Raw genomic sequence first — 2614 nt, forward strand, 5'->3', positions numbered from 1 at the left:
AAGCGAGTGAAGCGGTCCTTCGACAGCGCGCGCAGCACCACCGCGTCGAGCGCGGGCGAAACCTTCGGGTTGAGCGTGCTGGGCGCGACCGGGTTCTGGTTGACGTGCTGGTATGCGACGGCGACCGGGTTCTCCCCGCGGAAGGGCGCCTGCCCTGTGAGCAACTCGAAGAGGACCACTCCGGTGGAGTACAGGTCGGTCCGGGCATCCACCGTCTCGCCCCTGGCCTGCTCGGGGGAGAAGTACTGGGCGGTCCCGACGATCGCGCTCGTCTCGGCGATGGTTGCGGATGACTCGGAGATCGCCCGCGCGATGCCGAAGTCCATCACCTTCACCTGTCCGTTGTTGGCAATCATGATGTTGCCCGGCTTGATGTCGCGGTGGACGACGCCCGCGCGATGCGAGTACTCGAGAGCGGTCAGCACCTGCTCGATGATCCGGGTGGCCTCTTTTGGCTCCACGGGACCCTCGGCGATGATGTCTTTCAGCAGCCGACCGTCAACGTGCTCCATGACGATGAACGGGATCTGCGCTTCGCGCCCGCTCGGGTCGGTGATGGTTTCCTCGCCGGCGTCGAAGATGCGGACGATGGTGGGGTGCGCCATCTTCGCGGCATCCTGTGCTTCGCGGCGGAAGCGCGTGCGGAAGGCGGGGTCGTTGGCAAGGCTCGGTTTGAGGAGCTTGATGGCGACGCGACGGCCGAGCCGAGCATCCGTTCCCAGCCGAACGTCGGCCATGCCGCCGCGGCCGATGAGCTCGCCGATCTGGTAGCGCCCCGCGAGCATGCGCACGCCCTGGCTTACGCTCTCGGTCACCAAGTCATCTCCCGTATATGTGTCACTAAAGCCATGTCAGTGTACCCACCGCATCGCGCGCTAGGGCCCTACCGTCATCGTGAGGGGCTGCGACGCTTCCGACGTCAGGGTGTCGCCGCACTGGGCGGTGTAGGTCACGTGCGTGTCTCCGGGTGAGTTCAGCGTGACCTTCAGGTCGGTGACCGCAGCCGAGATGGGGTTGTCGTCTGCGGCCGTTCCGCCATTGTCGATGGTGAAGTTGTAGACCTTCAGCGCTTCGCCAGCGGGGCAGCCCGTGTACTTGTCCCAATGGATGTCGACGACCTGGCCGAGCGTGTACGGGCCAGCGGGTGCGGTCGCGGGCGTCGGTGCAGGCGGGGTTGCCAGCGGTCCGTAGAAGTGAACGTAAATGACCGTGCCCTGGCGGATGCTGCCGGTCTGGCTCACGTCGTAGGCGAGGCCGACCTGGTCGGCGCTGGGGGCGGGCGTGCCTGGGAGGATCTTCAGGACGAGGTTGAGGTCCTGGAGTGCGCGTTCCACGTAGCCCTTGTCGTGACCCTTGACGTCGCTCTCCTTGAGGATCGAGTACGCGATGGTTGGGGCGGGCGACGGTGTCGCGCTTGGAGTTGCGCTGGGCGTCGGACTCGACGACGTGCTGGGGATGACAACGGGGGGCTTCTTGGGCTGGCCAAGGAGGGCGATGATGGTCGCCACGAGCACGACGGCCAGCAGCGCGAACAGGATTACGAGGGGCCAGGTCCACGGGTTGCGCCGCTGGGTTTCGATGGGGCCGGAGGCCGGGGCATCCATCACCGTGGTCGCAGGGATGACCCGCGTTGCGACGGTGGGGTTGCCGTAGTTGGCGCCCGCGGTGAGCGCCAGGGACCCCGCACCGATGATGCCGGGGACGGATGCCGCTGCCGAGTTCACATCGCCGCGGCGGAGTGCCTGCGCTGCCCGCGCCAGGTGCGCGGCGGAGGCGGGGCGGTCGGCCGGGCTCTTGGCGATCGAGGAGTACACGAGGTTGCGCACGGGCTCGGAAACGGTGACCGGCAATTCTGGCGGTGTCTCGTTGATCTGTGCCATCGCGATGGCAACCTGCGACTCACCGGTGAAGGGGCGGCGCCCGGCGAGAGCCTCGTACGCGACGATGCCGAGCGAGTAAATGTCGGTGGTCGGGGATGCCGCGTGCCCGCTCGCCTGCTCGGGCGAGAGGTACTGGACCGTGCCCATGACCTGGCCGGTGGCGGTCAGCGGAACCTGGTCGGCGATGCGCGCGATACCGAAGTCGGTGATCTTGACGCGGCCCTCAGGGGTGATGAGCAGGTTGCCCGGCTTGATGTCGCGGTGCACGAGCCCCGCCGAATGCGCGGCGTGCAGGGCGTTGGCCGTCTGGGCGACGATGTCAAGGACGCGGTCGGATGACAACACGCGCTCGCGTTCCAGGATCGTGCTGAGCGCCTCGCCCGGAACGAGCTCCATGACCAGGAACGCGCTGCCGTCCTCCTCGCCGTAGTCGAAGACGTTCGCGATTCCCTCGTGGTTGACGAGGGCCGCATGGCGGGCTTCGGCACGGAAGCGCTCGAGGAACCCCGGGTCTCCGAGGTATTCATCCTTCAAAATCTTGATGGCGACGGTGCGGCCAATGACCAGGTCGGTCGCCTGCCACACCTCACCCATGCCGCCGATCGCAACACGACTGGACAGCTGGTACCTGCCGCCGAAAGTGAGCCCGCTCGTGGGTCTCATTTGTTTAGCACCGCCTCAAGTACTCGCTTGCCGATAGGCGCAGCGACCAGGTTGCCGAATGCATCCTGGCC

2 protein-coding genes are annotated in these 2614 nt (G+C 66.8%); both read right to left on the minus strand.

Annotated elements, in window-relative coordinates:
* The coding region (locus JWR61_RS27900; RefSeq protein ID WP_301930924.1) for a protein kinase at positions 1-815 on the minus strand (815 nt) is incomplete at its 3' end.
* A gap of 60 nt (positions 816-875) precedes the next feature.
* A complete protein-coding gene (locus JWR61_RS27905; protein WP_301930925.1) occupies positions 876-2543 on the minus strand; it encodes a protein kinase in 1668 nt (555 codons plus the stop codon).
* Positions 2544-2614: the final 71 nt, after the last annotated feature.

The sequence above is a fragment of the Ferruginibacter sp. genome (genome assembly GCF_028288465.1).
Lineage (GTDB): Bacteria > Bacteroidota > Bacteroidia > Chitinophagales > Chitinophagaceae > Ferruginibacter.